At 59.7% G+C, this 19,476-nt stretch carries 17 protein-coding genes; 13 read left to right on the top strand and 4 right to left on the bottom strand.

Annotated features, from left to right (window positions below; all coding sequences use genetic code 11):
- Nucleotides 1–62 precede the first annotated feature (62 nt).
- Entirely contained in the window at nucleotides 63–1,658 is a 1,596-nt protein-coding gene (locus tag EL257_RS08000; RefSeq protein WP_126361359.1) for a beta (1-6) glucans synthase, read from the top strand.
- A 126-nt stretch (nucleotides 1,659–1,784) separates the two neighbouring features.
- Here EL257_RS08000 and EL257_RS07995 read toward each other — a convergent pair whose 3' ends face one another.
- Nucleotides 1,785–2,153 (bottom strand): hypothetical protein, encoded by a 369-nt coding sequence (locus tag EL257_RS07995; RefSeq protein WP_126361356.1) that lies wholly within the window; start codon nucleotides 2,151–2,153, stop codon nucleotides 1,785–1,787.
- A 224-nt stretch (nucleotides 2,154–2,377) separates the two neighbouring features.
- Between EL257_RS07995 and EL257_RS07990 the strand changes: the two genes are divergently transcribed.
- Entirely contained in the window at nucleotides 2,378–3,676 is a 1,299-nt protein-coding gene (locus EL257_RS07990; RefSeq protein WP_126361353.1) for a serine/threonine protein kinase, read from the top strand.
- Nucleotides 3,669–4,457: a VacJ family lipoprotein gene (locus EL257_RS07985; RefSeq protein WP_126361350.1), complete on the top strand. Its 789-nt coding sequence runs from the start codon at nucleotides 3,669–3,671 to the stop codon at nucleotides 4,455–4,457. Before EL257_RS07990 ends, EL257_RS07985 begins: the two co-directional genes overlap by 8 nt.
- Before the next feature lie 135 nt (nucleotides 4,458–4,592).
- Here EL257_RS07985 and EL257_RS07980 read toward each other — a convergent pair whose 3' ends face one another.
- Nucleotides 4,593–5,507, bottom strand: coding sequence for a DUF808 domain-containing protein (locus tag EL257_RS07980; RefSeq protein WP_126361347.1), 915 nt, complete (start codon nucleotides 5,505–5,507; stop codon nucleotides 4,593–4,595).
- Nucleotides 5,508–5,642: 135 nt separating this feature from the next.
- Here EL257_RS07980 and EL257_RS07975 point away from each other — a divergent pair, with 135 nt between their 5' ends.
- Entirely contained in the window at nucleotides 5,643–6,251 is a 609-nt protein-coding gene (locus tag EL257_RS07975) for a TetR/AcrR family transcriptional regulator (protein WP_126361344.1), read from the top strand.
- Between the two features lie 150 nt (nucleotides 6,252–6,401).
- Here the strand turns inward: EL257_RS07975 and EL257_RS07970 are convergent, their stop codons facing one another.
- Both EL257_RS07970 and EL257_RS07965 read right to left on the bottom strand, forming a co-directional pair.
- Entirely contained in the window at nucleotides 6,402–7,472 is a 1,071-nt protein-coding gene (locus tag EL257_RS07970) for an alpha/beta hydrolase (protein WP_126361341.1), read from the bottom strand.
- A 90-nt stretch (nucleotides 7,473–7,562) separates the two neighbouring features.
- Nucleotides 7,563–8,003, bottom strand: coding sequence for a GlcG/HbpS family heme-binding protein (locus EL257_RS07965; RefSeq protein ID WP_126361338.1), 441 nt, complete (start codon nucleotides 8,001–8,003; stop codon nucleotides 7,563–7,565).
- A gap of 268 nt (nucleotides 8,004–8,271) precedes the next feature.
- On the opposite strand from EL257_RS07965, the gene gcl reads away from it, so the two are divergent.
- The 9 genes from gcl to EL257_RS07920 all read left to right on the top strand — a co-directional run bounded on the left by gcl (nucleotide 8,272) and on the right by EL257_RS07920 (nucleotide 19,472).
- A complete protein-coding gene (gene gcl, locus EL257_RS07960; protein ID WP_008083509.1) occupies nucleotides 8,272–10,047 on the top strand; it encodes a glyoxylate carboligase in 1,776 nt (591 codons plus the stop codon).
- A 179-nt stretch (nucleotides 10,048–10,226) separates the two neighbouring features.
- The gene (hyi, locus tag EL257_RS07955) at nucleotides 10,227–11,009 is read left to right on the top strand and encodes a hydroxypyruvate isomerase (protein ID WP_126361335.1); all 783 of its coding nucleotides are present in this window, start codon (nucleotides 10,227–10,229) and stop codon (nucleotides 11,007–11,009) included.
- A gap of 132 nt (nucleotides 11,010–11,141) precedes the next feature.
- Complete coding sequence (locus EL257_RS07950; RefSeq protein ID WP_126361333.1) at nucleotides 11,142–12,035, top strand: 2-hydroxy-3-oxopropionate reductase; 894 nt, start codon at nucleotides 11,142–11,144, stop codon at nucleotides 12,033–12,035.
- A gap of 161 nt (nucleotides 12,036–12,196) precedes the next feature.
- Entirely contained in the window at nucleotides 12,197–13,471 is a 1,275-nt protein-coding gene (locus EL257_RS07945; protein ID WP_126361330.1) for a glycerate kinase type-2 family protein, read from the top strand.
- Entirely contained in the window at nucleotides 13,468–14,883 is a 1,416-nt protein-coding gene (pyk, locus tag EL257_RS07940) for a pyruvate kinase (protein WP_126361328.1), read from the top strand. Before EL257_RS07945 ends, pyk begins: the two co-directional genes overlap by 4 nt.
- A 216-nt stretch (nucleotides 14,884–15,099) precedes the next feature.
- Nucleotides 15,100–16,014 (top strand): urea transporter, encoded by a 915-nt coding sequence (locus EL257_RS07935; RefSeq protein ID WP_126361326.1) that lies wholly within the window; start codon nucleotides 15,100–15,102, stop codon nucleotides 16,012–16,014.
- Nucleotides 16,015–16,035: 21 nt separating this feature from the next.
- A complete protein-coding gene (locus EL257_RS07930) occupies nucleotides 16,036–16,860 on the top strand; it encodes an ion transporter (protein WP_126361323.1) in 825 nt (274 codons plus the stop codon).
- Nucleotides 16,861–17,107: 247 nt separating this feature from the next.
- Nucleotides 17,108–18,106 (top strand): sulfate ABC transporter substrate-binding protein, encoded by a 999-nt coding sequence (locus EL257_RS07925; RefSeq protein ID WP_126361321.1) that lies wholly within the window; start codon nucleotides 17,108–17,110, stop codon nucleotides 18,104–18,106.
- Nucleotides 18,107–18,272: 166 nt separating this feature from the next.
- Nucleotides 18,273–19,472, top strand: a complete 1,200-nt coding sequence (locus EL257_RS07920; protein ID WP_126361319.1) for an MFS transporter — start codon at nucleotides 18,273–18,275, stop codon at nucleotides 19,470–19,472.
- The last annotated feature ends 4 nt before the right edge of the window (nucleotides 19,473–19,476 follow it).

Raw genomic sequence — 19,476 nt, 5'->3', positions numbered from 1 at the left:
ACGCCAGACAATCCGCCCGAACTTTGCATGTGCAAATGATGCAAGCCACCAACCCCGGATAAATGCAGGTAACATGCGTCGCTTTGCAGCCACTCGACCTGACTATGTCCGCGATGTCCCGCTTTGCGCTTCCTGCTTATTTATTTGCCTGCGTGCTCGGGCTGTTTGCCCTCGGCGGTTTCTGGTACGGCCTCGGCCAGCCGGTGATGCTGCCGGACGCGGCAACCCCCACGCACAAGCTGCAATGCGCCTCCTATACGCCGTTCGATAAAGACCAATCGCCGTTCGACGTACCGTTCAAGCTGCGCCCGGAACGGATGGACGCCGACCTTGCGCTGCTGGCGACGCGGTTCGAATGCATCCGCACCTATTCCATGACCGGCCTCGAAGCGCTGCCGGCGCTGGCGCGCAAACACGGGCTGAAATTGATGATCGGCGCCTGGGTCAACAGCAACCCGGTGGACACCGAGAAAGAAGTCGAGCTGCTGATCAGTTCAGCTAACGCCAATGCCGACGTGGTCAGTGCAGTGATCGTCGGTAACGAAGCGCTGCTGCGCAAGGAAGTCACTGGCGCGCAACTGGCCCGATTGATCAACAAGGTCAAAAGCCAGGTCAAGCAACCGGTGACCTATGCCGATGTCTGGGATTTCTGGCTGCAGCATCCGGAAGTCGCGCCGGCCGTGGATTTCCTTACCATTCATTTATTGCCGTACTGGGAAGATGATCCGTCGAACATCGACGTCGCCCTGCAGCACGTGGCGGATGTGCGCCAGGTGTTCGGCAACAAGTTCGCGCCCAAGGACGTGATGATCGGCGAAACCGGCTGGCCGAGCGAAGGCCGCCAGCGTGAAACCGCCGTGCCGAGCCGGGTGAACGAAGCGAAATTCATTCGCGGGTTCGTCGCGATGGCCGAGAAAGAAGGCTGGCGTTACAACCTGATCGAAGCGTTTGATCAGCCATGGAAACGCGGCAGTGAAGGCGCGGTCGGTGGCTATTGGGGTTTGTACGATGCCGATCGGGAGGATAAAGGCGTGCTCGCCGGCCCGGTGAGCAATGTGCCGTACTGGAAGGAGTGGCTGGCGCTCGGTGGCTTGATTTTCCTGGCGACGTTATTTCTCGGCGGATGCGTTCGGACGACGCGCTCGGCACTTCTATTGCCACTGCTCGGCGCCCTCGCCGCTTGCTCGCTTGGCGCCTGGGGCGATCTGGCGCGAGTGACGACCCGATTTGCCAGCGAATGGTTGTGGGTCGGCTTGCTGACGGCGTTGAATCTGCTGGTGCTTGCGCATGCTGCGTTGACGTTGAGTACGCGGACTGGATGGCGTGCACGCGCGTTCGGCATATTTGAGCGTCACGCCGGCTGGCTGGTCGCGGTCGCCGGTTTCGCGGCGGCGGTGATGATGCTCGAGATGGTCTTCGATCCGCGTTATCGCAGCTTCGCCAGCATGGCTTTCGTAGTACCGGCGCTGGTTTACCTGTGCCGCCCGGTGAGCGTGCCACGTCGTGAGATTGCCTTGCTGACGTTTATCATCGGCGCGGGGATTGCGCCGCAGCTGTATCGGGAAGGTCTGCTCAATCAACAGGCGTGGGGCTGGGCGTTGGTCAGCGTATTGATGGTGACGGCGTTGTGGCGTTGTCTGCGGGTTCGTTCCCGATAATTTGCAGCAGCCGTGATGGCCTCATCGCTAGCAGGGCTAGCTCCCACAGGGGATTGGTGACCGACACAAATATTGTGTTCACAGAGATCCAGTGTGGGAGCCAGCCCTGCTGGCGATAGCGGCCGATCAGGCGCTACGAGACTCGCGAACCAACCGCAATCCGGCAATCACCAACGCGAACACCGCCAGCGTCGTGTTGTACAACGCCAGCGCCGGCACCCCGACCACCAGCGCCAGCACCGCCAGCCACCACCCTGCCCGGCCGGGCACGACAAAACCGATCAGCGCCGCCCCCAACGCCACCCAGCCCAGCACCTTGAAATGGATCATCAAACCAAGGTTCGAGCGCACCTGGCATTCCCAGCGACTGGCCTCGTCGACGCAAATGCCCACCCACTGTCCATCTTCCATGAAGCCATAACGCGCGGCATAACTGACGGCGAGCCACAGCGGCAGGAAAACCAGCAGCACAATCACGGGCAGGCGGCGGGACATGAATTACTCCAATCTTCGGAAATCGGCGGCCAGCTTAATCCGCCGCCATCCATACGCAAGCGCTAACAACACTTAACTGTTCATTCAGGCAGTGCAAAGTGTATCGTCCAGCTACTATTACTCCGAATTCCGCCTGTTTGGTGCCGCAGCATGGCACTTTGGCGCAAGCCCGGTGGTCATAGCCTGCGAACTTCATTCGGCACCTTCCTCTAAGGGATCTAGTCATGCTCCGTTCCTTGCGCTTCGCCGCGCTGTTCAGTGGCCTTATCTTGAGTGCGTCCGCGCTGGCGGTGGATATCGACGCCGCCAGTTATGGCTACCCGCTGACCAACCCGTTCGAGGCGACCATCGCCACGACACCACCGGATCTGCGTCCGGAATTGCCGCTGGACGATGACATCACTCAATCGGATCGCAGCCTGACGTTGCGCCCGGAGCGAGAATTCATTCTGCCGGACAACTTCTGGGCAGTGAAAAAGCTCACCTATCGCATCGCCACTCAGGACAAGCCAGCACCGCTGATTTTCCTCATCGCCGGCACCGGCGCGCGCTTCGACAGCACGCTCAACGAGTACCTGAAAAAGCTCTATTACAAGGCTGGCTACCACGTTGTTCAGTTGTCGTCGCCGACCAGTTTCGACTTCATCAGCGCCGCTTCGCGCTTCGCCACTCCGGGCGTGACCAAGGAAGATGCCGAAGATATGTACCGGGTGATGCAGGCGGTGCGGGCGCAAAACCCGAAACTGCCGGTCACCGAGTACTACCTCACCGGTTACAGCCTCGGCGCTCTCGATGCCGCGTTCGTCGCGCATCTGGATGAGACCCGCCGCAGCTTCAACTTCAAGAAAGTTCTGCTGCTCAACCCGCCGGTCAATCTCTATACCTCGGTGACCAACCTCGACAAGCTGGTACAGACCGAGGTCAAGGGCATCAACAACAGCACCACTTTTTATGAGCTGGTGCTGAGCAAGCTGACCCGCTACTTTCAGCAGAAAGGCTACATCGACCTCAACGATGCGCTGCTGTATGACTTCCAGCAGTCCAAGCAGCATTTGACCAACGAACAGATGGCCATGCTGATCGGCACCTCGTTCCGCTTCTCGGCGGCCGACATTGCCTACACCTCGGACCTGGTCAATCGTCGTGGCCTGATCACCCCGCCGAAATTCCCGATCACCGAAGGCACCAGCCTCACGCCGTTCCTCAAGCGTGCGCTGCAATGCGACTTTGACTGCTACCTCACCGAACAAGTGATTCCGATGTGGCGTGCGCGCACTGACGGCGGCAGTCTGCTGCAACTGATCGATCAGGTCAGCCTGTACGCGCTCAAGGATTACCTGCACGACAGCCCGAAAATTGCCGTCATGCACAACGCCGACGACGTGATCCTCGGCCCGGGCGACCTGGGCTTCCTGCGCAAAACCTTCGGTGATCGCCTGACCGTTTACCCACTGGGCGGCCACTGCGGCAACCTTAACTACCGCGTCAACAGCGACGCCATGCTGGAGTTCTTCCGTGGCTAAATATCTCCTGCTGATTGCAGCGCTTCTCTGCGCAGGCGTGGCCCAGGCCGACAACAGTAAAGCTAACGCCCCGGTTGTGGTCGACAGCGACGGCTTCAAGGAGCCGCTGTCCAAACTCAAATTTAACCCGGGGCTGGACCAGCGCGAATTCGAGCGCTCGACGCTCAACGCGCTGAACGTCTACGACCCGCTGGAATCATGGAACCGCCGGGTTTATCACTTCAACTACCGCTTCGACCAATGGGTATTTCTGCCAGTGGTCGATGGCTATCGCTACATCACGCCAAGCTTTGTGCGCACCGGCGTGAGCAACTTCTTCAACAACATCGGTGACGTGCCAAACCTGCTCAACAGCCTGTTGCAGTTCAAAGGGCAGCGCTCGATGGAAACCACTGCGCGGTTGTTGCTCAACACCACGATCGGCATCGCCGGCCTGTGGGACCCGGCTACCGCGATGGGCCTGCCGCGCCAGAGCGAAGACTTCGGTCAGACGCTGGGCTTCTACGGTGTGCCGGGCGGCGCTTACTTCGTATTGCCGATCTTCGGCCCGTCGAATATCCGCGACACTGCTGGTCTCGCCGTGGACTACACCGCCGACACCGCGATCAACTTCCTCAACGTCGCCGAAGTCAGCTCCAACCATCCGGAAGTGTGGGCGTTGCGCGCAATCGACAAGCGTTACCAGACCAGCTTCCGCTACGGTCAGATGAATTCACCGTTCGAGTACGAGAAAGTCCGTTACGTGTATACCGAAGCGCGTAAGTTGCAGATCGCCGAGTAGTTTTCGGCGGGTACAAAAAAGGGCCATTCGATGGAAGTCGGATGGCCCTTTTTAAGATCAAGGGATCGCAGCCTGCGGCAGCTCCTACATGGGCACCGCGTACACCCTGTAGAAGCTGCCGAAGGCTGCGATCTTTCAGCCTTTAACAGATTTCCAGATTTTGCCGACGACGGAAACCACCGCCAACACCACCGCGCCCGCGATAATCCCCGCCACACCGTTAAGCAACATCGGCACGGCAAACCCGGCACCACCCGCCGCCGCGCCGACACCTTCGATCCAGTGATGCACCACCGGCACGCCATGAGTCAGGATGCCGCCGCCCACCAGGAACATCGCCGCCGTGCCGACCACCGACAGGGTTTTCATCATGTAAGGTGCCGCGCTCAAAATGCCGCTGCCGATTTTTTTGGCTGCCAGCCCAGGCTTCTGCGTCAGCCACAAACCGAGGTCGTCGAGTTTGACGATGCCCGCTACCAGGCCGTAGACGCCGACCGTCATGACGATGGCGATACCGGACATCACAACCACTTGCTGCGTCAGCGAAGCATCCGCGACGGTGCCAAGCGTAATGGCGATGATTTCTGCCGAGAGGATGAAGTCAGTGCGGATCGCACCTTTGATCTTGTCCTTTTCATACGCCACCAGATCGGTGGCCGGATCGGCGACGGCCTCGGTCAGTTGCGCATGCCCGGCTGCGTCTTCCTCTTTGCTGTGCAGAAACTTGTGCGCGAGTTTTTCGAAACCCTCGAAACACAAATAGGCACCGCCGACCATCAGCAACGGCGTTACCAACCATGGCACGAACGCACTGATCGCCAGCGCCGACGGCACCAGAATCAGTTTATTGACGAACGAGCCCTTGGCCACGGCCCATACCACGGGTATTTCCCGTTCGGCGCGCACGCCCGAGACCTGCTGGGCATTGAGCGCCAGATCGTCACCGAGCACGCCGGCAGTCTTCTTGGCGGCCATTTTTGTCATCAACGCAACGTCATCCAGAACGGTGGCGATGTCATCGATCAGCACCAGCAAACTGCTTCCTGCCATGAATCCTGTTTCCTTCTATGTATGAATGTTGCGAAGCATAACGCGACCACGGACCACACGGGGCATTCTTGAGCGCTGCGCGAGGCCGGTGCTACCATGCGCCACCGCCAGAACAGGCAAGGAACCACCGGGTTTATGAGCACAATCCGCGAGCGCAACAAAGAACTGATCCTGCGTGCCGCCAGCGAGGAGTTTGCCGACAAGGGCTTCGCGGCGACCAAAACCAGCGACATCGCCGCCAAGGCGGGATTGCCCAAGCCCAACGTCTACTACTACTTCAAGTCCAAGGAAAACCTCTACCGCGAGGTGCTCGAAAGTATCATCGAGCCGATTCTGCAGGCGTCGACGCCATTCAATCCGGACGGCGTGCCGAGTGAAGTGCTGAGCGGCTACATTCGCTCGAAAATCCGCATCTCCCGCGACCTGCCCTACGCCTCCAAGGTGTTCGCCAGCGAAATCATGCACGGCGCCCCGCACCTGAGCGCCGATCTGGTCGAGCAGCTCAACAGTCAGGCCAAGCACAACATCGCCTGCATCCAGAGCTGGATCGACCGCGGCCAGATCGCCCCGATCGACCCCAATCACCTGATGTTCAGCATCTGGGCCGCGACCCAGACCTACGCTGACTTCGACTGGCAGATTTCTGCAGTGACGGGGAAAGACAAGCTCGATGAGGCGGATTATGAAGCGGCGGCGCAGACGATTATCAGGTTGGTGTTGAAGGGGTGTGAGCCGGATCAATAAGACCGCGGTGACGCCATCGCTGGCAAGCCAGCTCCCACAGGTTTTTGTATTGGTTACAAAATCTGACCACGACAAAGAACCATGTGGGAGCTGGCTTGCCAGCGATGACAATCGATCAGACGCAAATGATCCAACTGATACACCCGCATCTCAAGCCTCCTCTCCCATCAACCAGCGCAGTGCCTGTGGCAGCGAAGTGCTCCAGTCGTCCGGGAAGGTGTGCCCAGCCTCATGTGTGCGGGACTTGACCTCGTTGCCGCCGCTGAACAATTGACGGAAATCGGCGCTCATCTGCTGATTGCGCGGCCCTTCTTTTTTACCGTTGACGACAAACACACGCTTGCCGCGCGCTTTGCTTTCGGTTGGCGTCGTTTGCATGCCGCCGGGCGATAGCAGCAGCGCGCCGGCGTAATCGTCCGGGTGCTGCGCCAACAGAGCGCCCGCGTGTTGCGAACCTTGTGAGAAGCCCATAAGGAACACGCGTTTGCGGTCGATGCATTGCTGGGCCTCCAAGCTTTCAAGGCCCTTCTGCACCGTTTGATGAGTGCCTTCGAAGCCGGGGCCAGTCCAGCGAAAACTGTCGACTGCGTTGATCATTTCATTGCCGTTGATCCCCAGAATGATTGCACCGGTGTCGGCCAGCGGTTGGTAGTCTCCATCCAGCTCGCCATTAACGCCGTAACCGTGCAGCCAGACCACCACCGGGCGGCAGGCTTTGGGGGCGGGGATGCTGGCCGACGGATTGAGCACGGAAATCGCGCCCACCTTGCCTGCGGCAATGGTTTTGTAGCGCTCCTGAGCGTTGGCAAGAACGCTTTTATAGGTAGCAGACTCGCGCAGATCGGCGAAATTTTTGTCGCTTGCCATCAACGGACCGAACCACAAGCCACGATCATCGGCCACGCGCAGAAAGCGTTCGGCCAATTCGTCATCGCCACGGCGAGCAAAAAGAGCCGCGACCTGATAAGGCGCCTGCAATTGTTTGGGGTCTTCACGGGTGGCGGCCAGATACACCGCAATGGCCTGCAACGTATCGGATGATTCGAGCTTTTCGGCGCGATCCATCAGTTCTTGCGCATCGTCTGCGTTGATCAATGCGGAGACCACCGGCCTCAGCGCGTTGAAAGCGATTTCGTCGGCGTCGGGGGTTTCCGTCGCATGCAGGACGGAGATACAGAGGGTCATGGCCGCGGCCAAAGTGATGGTGAATAAAGTCTTCACGCAGATCTTCCTTGATACATAAACGAGAGGGGCGGCAGTCTATAGACCCCGTCCCTTTTCGTCATCATCACGCCATCAGTTCTGGTGAAATCAGGCAGCCACTCCCCCATCCGCCCGCAAATCCAGCGCCTCTACCGCTTTGATCGCCACCTGCTCATCCACATCCGACAAATCCCCACTGATCCCGATCGCTCCCAGTACCACACCCGCCTGATTCCGAATCAACACCCCGCCCGGTGCCGGCACGACGCTGCCTTGGCCCATGCTGTTGAGGGCGGCGAAAAACGCTGGGCGTTGTTGGGCGTCCTGGGCGAGCAGGCGCGAGCCTTTGCCGAGGGCGATCGCGCCCCAGGCTTTGCCGATGGCGACTTGCGGGCGCAGCAGGCTCGCGCCGTCTTCGCGTTGCAGGGCGATCAAGTGGCCGCCGGTATCAAGCACTGCAATCGTCAGCGGCGCGGCGTTGACCTCCCGCCCTGCGTTGATGGCCTGGTTGACCAGGTTGACTGCGACTTTCAAGGTTAAAGCGCTCATGGTGCCGTCCTCATTTTGTTATAGGGAAAGTCGTGGGACTGCGCGTTTCTGCCGCAGTCCGATCACACAAATAGAACACAATGAGTTATTTTTTTGTATACAATAATTATCGAAAAGCGCCACATGCGACGAAAAGCCACAGTTTGAATGGCTTCCGACGAATGAAACAGGCGCTTGAGAAAATGGATTGACCTGCGCCGTCCGCCGTGAATACACTCTGCGCAAAGCCACTTGTATACAATTACAAAACGTAAAGAGGCACAAAACCATGAGCAAAATGAGAGCAATCGAAGCCGCCGTTCTGGTGATGCGCCGTGAAGGGGTTGATACCGCTTTTGGCATCCCGGGCGCAGCGATCAACCCGCTGTACTCCGCCTTGCAGAAGGTCGGTGGCATCGATCACGTCCTTGCTCGCCACGTTGAAGGCGCCTCGCACATGGCCGAGGGCTACACCCGCACCAAGGCCGGCAATATCGGCGTGTGCATCGGCACCTCCGGCCCGGCCGGTACCGACATGGTCACCGGGCTCTACAGCGCCTCGGCCGACTCGATTCCAATCCTCTGCATCACCGGGCAAGCACCCCGCGCCCGTATGCACAAGGAAGACTTCCAGGCTGTCGACATCACCAGCATCGTCAAGCCAGTCACCAAGTGGGCGACCACTGTTCTGGAGCCGGGCCAAGTGCCTTACGCGTTCCAGAAAGCGTTCTTTGAAATGCGCTCCGGCCGCCCAGGTCCAGTGCTGATCGACCTGCCGTTCGACGTGCAGATGGCCGAAATCGAATTCGATATCGACGCCTATCAGCCACTGCCTCTGGCCAAACCGACCGCCACTCGCGTGCAAGTTGAGAAAGCTCTGGCCCTGCTCGATCAGGCCGAGCGTCCATTGCTGGTCGCCGGCGGTGGCATCATCAATGCTGACGCCAGCGATCTGCTGGTTGAATTCGCCGAGCTGACCGGTATTCCGGTTATCCCGACCCTGATGGGCTGGGGCACCATTCCGGACGATCACCCGCTGATGGTCGGCATGGTCGGTCTGCAGACTTCGCACCGTTACGGCAACGCGACGATGCTGAAATCCGACGTTGTGTTGGGCATCGGTAACCGTTGGGCCAACCGTCACACCGGCTCGGTCGATGTGTACACCGAAGGCCGCAAGTTCATTCACGTCGACATCGAAGGCACGCAGATCGGCCGCGTGTTCACGCCGGATCTGGGCATCGTCTCCGACGCCGCCGCCGCGCTGACCGTGTTCATCGAAGTGGCCCGTGAATGGCAAGCCGCCGGCAAACTGAAAAACCGCAGTGCCTGGCTGCAGGATTGCCAACAGCGCAAAGCCAGCCTGCATCGCAAGACTCACTTCGACAACGTGCCGGTCAAGCCGCAACGCGTTTATGAAGAAATGAACCAGGTGTTCGGCAAGGACACCTGCTACGTCAGCACCATTGGTCTTTCGCAGATTGCCGGCGCGCAGTTTCTGCACGTCTACAAGCCGCGTCACTGGATCAACTGTGGCCAGGCAGGCCCGTTGGGCTGGACCATTCCGGCGGCGCTGGGCGTGGTGAAGGCCGATCCGAACCGTAAAGTCGTGGCCCTGTCGGGGGACTATGATTTCCAGTTCATGATCGAAGAACTGGCGGTCGGCGCTCAGTTCAAATTGCCGTACATCCACGTCGTGGTGAACAACTCGTACCTGGGCCTGATCCGTCAGGCGCAGCGCGGGTTCGAAATGGACTACTGCGTGCAGTTGTCCTTCGATAACCTCAACGCGCCGGAACTCAACGGTTACGGGGTTGATCACGTCGCAGTCGCCGAGGGCCTCGGCTGTAAGGCTCTGCGTGTGTTCGAACCGTCTGAAATCGCCCCTGCACTGCGCAAGGCCGAACAGATGATCGAAGAGTTCAAAGTGCCGGTGATCGTCGAGATCATTCTGGAGCGTGTGACCAACATCTCCATGGGTACCGAGATCAACGCGGTCAATGAGTTCGAAGACCTGGCGCTGGTCGGCAACGATGCGCCAACGGCGATTTCGTTGCTGGATTAACTGCTTTTAGCCCCCTCTCCCTCCGGGAGAGGGCTGGGGTGAGGGAACGGTTTTGCGTCGTTCGCGGTATCGGGATCAGACTCGGGACTGCGCCCTCACCCTAGCCCTCTCCCCCAGGAGAGGGAACTGATCGCGTTTAGTCTGACCCACCGTGCCTCATCCGTTTTTAGGAGACCACCATGCCGCGTTTCGCAGCCAACCTGTCCATGCTGTTCACCGAACAGGATTTCCTTGCCCGTTTCGACGCCGCCGCCAAGGCCGGTTTCAGCGGTGTGGAATACTTGTTCCCATACGATTTCAACTCCGCCGAGATCAAGGCCAAGCTCGACGCCAACGGTCTGACGCAAGTGCTGTTCAACCTGCCGGCCGGTGACTGGGCCAAGGGCGAGCGCGGTATCGCGTGCCTGCCAGACCGGGTCGAAGAGTTCCGTGCCGGTGTCGATCTGGCCATTGCCTATGCGCAAGTGCTGGGCAACACCCAGATCAACTGCCTGGCCGGTATCCGTCCGCAAGGCGTTGACGATGCCACGGTGGAAAAAACTTTTGTTGCCAACCTGAAATACGCCGCCGACAAGCTGCAAGCGGCGGGCATCAAGCTGGTGATGGAAGCCATCAACACTCGTGACATTCCGGGTTTCTACCTGAACAACACGGCGCAAGCCCTGTCGATTCGCGAACAGGTCGGCAGCGCCAATCTGTTCCTGCAATACGACATCTATCACATGCAAATCATGGAAGGCGATCTGGCCCGCACCCTGCAATCGCATCTGGGCGAGATCAACCATGTGCAGCTCGCGGACAACCCGGGCCGCAACGAGCCGGGCACCGGTGAGATCAACTACCGCTTCCTGTTCGAGCACCTTGACCGTATCGGTTATCAAGGTTGGGTCGGCTGCGAATACAAGCCGCTGACCACCACCGAAGCAGGCCTCGGCTGGCTGAAAACCCACAACGCAATCTGACAAACACATGACCCTGTAGGAGCTGCCGGAGGCTGCGATCTTTTGATCTTGTTATTTTGCAGATCAAGATCAAAAGATCGCAGCCTGCGGCAGCTCCTACAGGGAGACATACAAAAACAAGAGGATTTTCTCATGGCTAAAATCGGATTTATCGGCACCGGCATCATGGGCCACCCAATGGCTTCGAACCTGCAGAAAGCCGGTCACAGCCTGTTCCTGTCGCAACATCACGACGCTGCCCCGGCTGATCTGGTTGCCGCTGGCGCAGTTGCCCTGGCCAACCCGCGTGAAGTGGCGCAAGAAGCTGAATTCATCATCGTCATGGTGCCGGATACCCCGCAGGTCGACGACGTGCTGTTCCGCGCCGATGGCGTTGCAGCGGGCCTGAGCAAAGGCAAAATCGTCATCGACATGAGCTCGATCTCGCCAACCGCAACCAAAGCGTTCGCTGCGAAAATCAACGAAAAAGGCGCCCAGTACCTCGACGCCCCAGTGTCCGGTGGTGAAGTCGGCGCCAAGGCCGCGACCCTGAGCATCATGATCGGTGGCGACGCTGATGCCTTCGAACGCGCACTGCCGCTGTTCCAGGCCATGGGCAAGAACATCACTCTGGTCGGTGGCAACGGTGACGGTCAGACCGCCAAAGTCGCCAACCAGATCATCGTCGCCCTGAACATCCAGGCCGTTGCCGAAGCGCTGCTGTTTGCTTCGAAAAACGGTGCCGATCCGGCCAAAGTGCGTGAAGCCCTGATGGGTGGCTTCGCCTCTTCGAAGATTCTGGAAGTGCACGGCGAGCGCATGATCAAAGGCACCTTCGACCCGGGCTTCCGCATCAGCCTGCACCAGAAGGATCTGAACCTGGCCCTGCAAGGCGCCAAGGAGTTGAACATCAACCTGCCGAACACCGCCAACGCTCAGCAAGTGTTCAGCACCTGCGCGGCCATCGGTGGCAGCAACTGGGACCACTCGGCGCTGATCAAGGGTCTGGAACACATGGCCAACTTCTCGATTCGCGACAAGAAGTAAGCCCTGCCCCAACCTGCACCAAACCTGTGGGAGCCAGCCCTGCTGGCGATGGAATCGACGCGGTGTGCCTGCACGACTGCGCCGCCTGAATCGCTAGCAGGGCTAGCTCCCACAGGGTTACGAGTTGCCCTTTCGAATAACAAGAATTCCGGGAGCCCGCCATGTCGGTCGATCCGCAACAACTGCTGCGCGAGCTGTTTGCCACAGCCATCGACGCGGCGCATCCGAACCAAGTCCTTGAAGCCCATCTGCCCGCCGACCGCAGCGGTCGCGTCATCGTCATCGGTGCCGGCAAAGCGGCGGCCGCCATGGCGCAAGTGGTCGAGCGCTGCTGGGAAGGCGAAGTCACGGGCCTGGTCGTCACCCGCTACGGACACGGCGCCCCGTGCGAAAAAATTGAAGTGGTCGAAGCCGCGCATCCGGTGCCGGACGCCGCCGGTCTGGCCGTGGCCAAACGCGTGCTGGAACTGGTCAGCAACCTCAGCGAAGACGACCGCGTGATCTTCCTGCTTTCGGGCGGCGGCTCCGCGCTGCTAGCGTTGCCCGCCGAAGGCATCACCCTCGCCGACAAGCAGTCGATCAACAAAGCCCTGCTTAAATCCGGCGCGACCATCGGCGAGATGAACTGCGTGCGCAAGCACCTTTCGGCGATCAAGGGCGGCCGTCTCGGCAAAGCCTGCTGGCCGGCGACTGTATATACCTATGCGATTTCCGATGTACCGGGTGACCTCGCCACGGTCATCGCCTCCGGCCCGACCGTGGCCGACCCAAGCACATCGGCCGAAGCCCTGGCGATCATCAAGCGCTACGGCATCGACATTCCAGCCTCTGTCCGCACCTGGCTGCAAAGCCCGGAATCGGAAACCGTCAAACCCGGCGACCCGAGTCTGGCGCGCAGCCACTTTCAGTTGATCGCCCGCCCGCAGCAATCGCTGGATGCCGCAGCGGTGAAATGCCGTCAGGCCGGTTTCAGCACGTTGATTCTCGGCGACCTCGAGGGTGAATCCCGCGAAGTGGCGAAGGTCCACGCTGGCATCGCCCGCCAGATCATCAACCATGGCCAGCCCCTGGCGGCGCCGTGCGTGATTCTCTCCGGCGGCGAAACCACCGTGACCGTACGCGGCAATGGCCGTGGCGGACGCAACGCTGAATTCCTCCTCAGCCTCACCGACAGCCTCAAGGGGCAGGCCGGTGTCTACGCGCTGGCCGGCGACACCGACGGCATCGACGGCTCGGAAGACAACGCCGGCGCGATCATGACCCCGGACAGCTACGCCCGCGCCGCTGCACTGGGCCTGAGCGCCAGCGATGAGCTGGATAACAACAACGGCTACGGCTACTTCCAGGCGCTCGATGCGCTGATCGTCACCGAGCCGACCCGCACCAACGTCAACGACTTCCGCGCCATCCTGATCCTAGAGAACTGCAAATCATGACGCCTGATAAAAAGGTCAAAATCCTCGCCACCCTCGGGCCTGCTGTCGACGGCATCGAAGACATCCGCGAGCTGGTCGAGGCCGGCGTGAACATTTTCCGGCTGAACTTCAGCCACGGCGATCACGCCGACCACGCCAAGCGCTATCAATCGATCCGCGAAGTCGAGCGCCAGCTCAATTACCCGCTGGGCATCCTGATGGATTTGCAGGGGCCGAAACTGCGCGTCGGCAAATTCGCTGACGGTAAGGTGCAGCTTCATCGCGGCCAGGCGTTCCGTCTGGATCTCGATGCGACGCCGGGCGATGAACGTCGGGTAAATCTTCCACATCCGGAGATCATCGCCGCGCTTGAAGCGGGCATGGATCTACTGCTCGACGACGGCAAACTGCGCCTGCGCGTGGTCACAAAGTACGCTGATGCGATCGACACCACTGTCCTCAACGGCGGCGAATTGTCGGACCGCAAAGGCGTGAATGTGCCGCAAGCGGTGCTGGACCTCAGCCCGTTGACCGCCAAGGATCGCCGCGATCTAAGCTTCGGGCTGGAGCTGGGCGTGGACTGGGTTGCGCTGTCGTTCGTGCAGCGCCCGCAGGATATCGTCGAAGCCCGCGCGTTGATCGGCGACAAGGCGTTCCTGATGGCGAAAATAGAGAAGCCATCGGCCGTCGAGCAGCTGCGCGAAATTGCTGAATTGAGCGACGCGATCATGGTCGCTCGCGGCGATCTCGGCGTAGAAGTGCCGGCCGAAAGCGTGCCGCAGATTCAGAAAAACATCATCACCACCTGCCGCGAACTGGGCAAACCGGTGGTGGTGGCAACGCAGATGCTCGAGTCGATGCGCTTCTCCCCTGCCCCGACCCGCGCCGAAGTCACCGACGTTGCCAACGCCGTGGCGGAAGGTGCCGATGCGGTGATGTTGTCAGCGGAAACTGCCTCCGGCGAATACCCGCTGGAAGCCGTGCAGATGATGAGCAAGATTATCCGCCAAGTGGAAAACGGTCCGGATTATCAAACTCAACTCGACGTCAGCCGACCGAAAGCCGAGGCAACCGTCTCCGATGCGATCAGTTGCGCGATCCGCCGGATCAGCAACGTGCTGCCGGTCGCGGTATTGGTGAATTACAGCGAGTCGGGCGCGTCAACGCTGCGTGCGGCGCGGGAACGGCCGAAAGCGCCGATTCTCAACCTGACACCGAACCTGCAAACGGCACGGCGCTTGAGCGTGGCCTGGGGCATTCATTCGGTGGTCAACGATCGCCTGCGTCAGGTCGACGAAGTCTGCTCGACCGCGCTGGAAATCGCCCAGGCGCAAGGCATGGCCGAGCGTGGTGACACTTTGCTGATCACCGCCGGCGTGCCGTTTGGCCAGCCGGGGTCGACCAATTCGCTGCGTATCGAGACGTTGATCTAAGCCACATCGTTTCAGGCTCAAAAAGCAGCTGCGGGAATAGCGGTTATTCCTTCAATCAAAATGCTTGAGCGCAACAACTGCCCTCATCGCCAGCAGGGCTGGCTCCCACATTGGTTTTGGGTTGCTCACAAGACCAAGACTGAACAGAGATTCAGTGTGGGAGCCAGCCTGCTGGCGATGCCGGCAACTCGGTTTCACTGACTTTCAGAACTGCCCATGCCTGCCAATCATTTCAATACCCACTGCCCCGACTGGGCCGAGGCTTTGCTCAACGGTTTCAGTCAGATTTTCTTCCAGCGTCATCCGCTGTGCGGCCTGCTGTGCCTGTTGGCGATTCTGCTGACGGCGCCGGTGCTGTTCGCCGGAGCGCTACTCGGCGGCGTCGCCGGTTTGCTCACCGCGCAACGGCGCAACTACGCCAAGGCTGATCGCCAGGCCGGGCTGTTCAGCTACAACGGTGTTTTGCTCGGCTTGCTGGTGAGCCTGTATTTCCCTTGGTCGCCCTTGCTTCCGCCACTGATTCTTGCGGCCGGAGGATTGAGTGCGATGTTGACGCAGCAATGGCTCAAACACGTTTACCGCAGCCGCGCCATACCGGCCTACACCTCGCCGTTCGTGGTGATTAGCTGGGTGCTGTTGCTGTTCGCCGAACCGTCCGCACCGATGGCAAACATCGACCTGAACACGGCGAATGCTCTGAGCGCTGAACTGCGCGGATTCGGCCAGGTGATGTTTCTCGATCATCCGCTGGCCGGAGCGCTGATTGCCTGCGGTTTGCTGATCGCTGATCGTCGTGCTTTCTGTTGGGCGCTGCTGGCTTCGGCGATCGGCCTGGGCTCCAGTCTGTTGCATCACGAGATGTCCGCCGCGCTGCTCGGGCTGGGCAGTTACAACGCCGTGCTCGCCGCACTCGCCTTCAGCGCGCAACGGCAACAACCGTGGCTGCCGCTGCTCGGTATCGTGCTGGCACTGCTGGTCACGCCGCTGTTTGCAGCCATTGGTCTCGCGACCTTGACCGCGCCGTTCATTCTCGCTTGCTGGCTGATCCGCGCCGGCATCCAGATGCTCGGCAAAGCGTCACTTGCGCATGAGCCTTGCGCTCACGGGGAGAATCAACCTAGGCTGCGCTGATCTTCGATTCAGGCGTTATTCATGGACAGCAGCAACAATTGGCGCGAACGGCTTTTCGTCATGATTTTCCAGAGCGACACCCCGGCCGGGCGTCGCTTCGATGGCATCCTGCTGTTGATCATCCTCGCCAGTCTGGTGATCGTGATGCTCGACAGTATCGACAGCGTTCACCGTAATTACGCCGATGTGCTGGCCTACATCGAGTGGGGCTTCACGGCGATCTTTCTCGGCGAATACATTCTGCGGCTCTATTGTTCGCCCAAGCCGTTGCGCTATGCGTTCAGCTTTTACGGGCTGGTGGATTTGCTCGCAATCGTCCCCGGCATCCTTGCGCTGTATTACAGCGATGCGCAATATCTGCTGATTATCCGCATCATTCGCATGCTGCGGATTTTCCGCGTGCTCAAACTCAGCCCGTACCTCAAGCAAGCCAATTACCTGATGTCGGCGCTGCGCGGCAGCAAGCAGAAAATCGTGGTGTTTCTGGTCAGCGTCTGCACGTTGGTCACGGTGTTCGGCACGCTGATGTACGTGATCGAAGGCCCGGAACACGGCTTCACCAGCATTCCAAAAGGGATCTATTGGGCGATTGTCACCCTGACCACGGTCGGCTTCGGCGACATCGTGCCGAAGACCCCGCTGGGCCAGGTGATTTCATCCTTGGTGATGATCACCGGTTACTCGATCATCGCCGTGCCGACCGGCATATTCACCGCCGAACTGGCCAATGCCATGCGCGGCGAACAGTTGCAACATGACTGCCCCGTGTGTAAGAAAAACAGCCATGAGCAAAGCGCAGCGTACTGCTCACGCTGTGGCAACCCGCTATTCAAGAAACTGGAATAAGCACAGAGCTTTTTAATCTTTAAGCGACTATGCGCGCCCCGTTATAGTCACTGGCAATTACACATCACCCCCTGTAGGAGCTGCCGCAGGCTCCGATCTTCCGATCTTGTTTTTCCAGAGGACCAAAAGGATCAAAAAGATCAAAAAGATCAAAAAGATCAAAAAGATCAAAAAGATTGAATAGATCAAGATCAAAAGATCGCAGCCTCCGGCAGCTCCTACACATAAACAAAACAAGGAATGCGCAGTGAAAAAACTCTTTGGCGCCTCACTTCTCGCCGCCGGCCTGGCCTTGGCCAACATCGCTCAGGCAGCCCCGACGCTGCTCAACGTTTCCTACGACGTGATGCGCGATTTCTACAAGGACTACAACACTGCGTTCCAGAAACACTGGCAAGCCGAGCACAACGAAAACATCACCGTTCAGATGTCCTTCGGCGGTTCGAGCAAGCAAGCGCGTTCGGTCATCGACGGCCTGCCGGCTGACGTCATCACCATGAACATGGCCACCGACATCAACGCCCTTGCCGACAACGGCAAACTGGTGCCAGATAACTGGGTCACGCGCCTGCCGAACAACAGCGCACCGTTCACCTCCGCCACCGTGTTCATCGTCCGCAAGGGCAACCCGAAAGCCCTGAAAGACTGGCCGGACCTGCTCAAGGACGGCGTGCAAGTCATCGTGCCCAACCCGAAAACCTCGGGCAACGGCCGCTACACGTACTTGTCGGCCTGGGGTTATGTGCTGAAAAACGGTGGTGACGAAAACAAGGCCAAGGACTTCGTCGGCAAGCTCTTCAAGCAGGCGCCGGTCCTCGATACCGGTGGCCGCGCGGCGACGACGACGTTCATGACCAATCAGATCGGCGATGTGCTGGTGACCTTCGAGAACGAGGCGGAAATGATCGCCCGTGAGTTTGGTCGTGATCAGTTCGAAGTGATCTATCCGAGCGTTTCGGCTGAGGCCGAGCCACCGGTGTCCGTGGTCGACAAAGTGGTCGACAAGAAAGGTTCGCGCGCCGCTGCCGATGAATACCTGAAATACCTGTGGTCGCCGCAAGGCCAGGAAATTGCTGCGGCGAACTATCTGCGTCCGCGTGATCCCGCGGTGCTGGCGAAGTACACCGATCGTTTCCCGAAAGTTGATTTCCTCTCGGTGGAGAAGACCTTCGGTGACTGGCGCACGGTGCAGAAAACTCACTTCAACGATGGTGGTGTGTTTGATCAGATCTATAGCGGCCAGTAAAGCTTGATCTGAAAACCAAGAGGCGACCCACTGGGTCGCCTTTTTGTTTGAGCGGCAATACCGGTCATTACACATCGTAATATTGGTTATCATCCGAAAACGTCTTCTGCCGATCCGTAATGTCCATTAGCCTCACCGCTTTCCTGCGCCCGACCCGAGATTTCCTATGACCACCACTCCTCACGCAATGACCCGAGGCATGGTTCTGCTGTTCGCGTTCTGCTGCGGCGCCATCGTTGCCAACATCTACTATGCACAACCGATCATTGGCCTGATCGCGCCGGACATCGGCCTTTCCGACACCATGGCCAGTTTCATCGTTTCGCTGACGCAGATCGGTTATGCGTTGGGCCTGTTCTTTTTGGTGCCGCTGGGTGATCTGCTGGAGAATCGACGGCTGATGATCATCACCACCGTCGTGGCCATCGCGAGTTTGCTGGGCGCAGCGTTCACCGAACAGCCGAATGTGTTTTTGCTGATCTCGCTGCTGGTCGGCTTCAGCTCGGTGTCGGTACAGATCCTGATTCCGCTGGCTGCGCATCTCGCGCCGGAAGAATCCCGTGGCCGTGTGGTCGGCGGGATCATGGGCGGCTTGCTGCTGGGCATTCTGTTGGCCCGACCGGTGTCGAGCGTGGTCGCCGATCACCTCGGCTGGCGCGCCATGTTCATGATCGCCGCCGCGTTGATGGCGGCGATCAGCGTGGTGCTGGCGCTGACCGTGCCCAAGCGCCAGCCCGATCACAGCGCCACGTACGGCCAGTTGATCGGCTCGCTGTGGACATTGCTGCGTCAGCAACCGGTATTGCGCCAACGCGCGTTTTATCAGGGCTGCATGTTCGCCGCGTTCAGCCTGTTCTGGACCGCTGCGCCGCTGGAATTGGCGCGTAACCATGGCCTGTCGCAGAGCGAGATCGCGATCTTCGCCCTGGTCGGGGCCATCGGTGCCATCGCCGCACCCATCAGCGGACGCCTGGCAGACGCCGGCCACACCCGCATCGCTTCGCTGCTGGCCATGTTGTTCGCCAGTGTCAGCTTCCTGCCCGCCTTCATTCACCCGGCCTACAGCGTCATCGGCCTGGCGGTGACCGGCGTGGTCCTGGACTTCTGCGTGCAGATGAACATGGTCCTCGGCCAACGCGCGGTTTACTCGCTGGATGCAAAAAGCCGCGGTCGCCTGAACGCGCTGTACATGACCAGCATTTTCATCGGCGGCGCGTTTGGTTCGTCGGTGGCCAGTGCGGTGTACGAGCACGGCGGCTGGTTGTGGATCGTGATCGTCGGCAGCGTGTTTCCGCTGTTGGCGTTGCTGCGGTTCCTGAGCGCATCGAAAAGCGCTTCGCTGGCGCAACGAAAAGTCGCTTCCTGAGGCG

Origin of the sequence: Pseudomonas fluorescens, from assembly GCF_900636825.1 — a bacterium.
GTDB lineage: Bacteria > Pseudomonadota > Gammaproteobacteria > Pseudomonadales > Pseudomonadaceae > Aquipseudomonas > Aquipseudomonas fluorescens_BG.
This window is presented reverse-complemented; position numbering and strand designations above follow the sequence as displayed.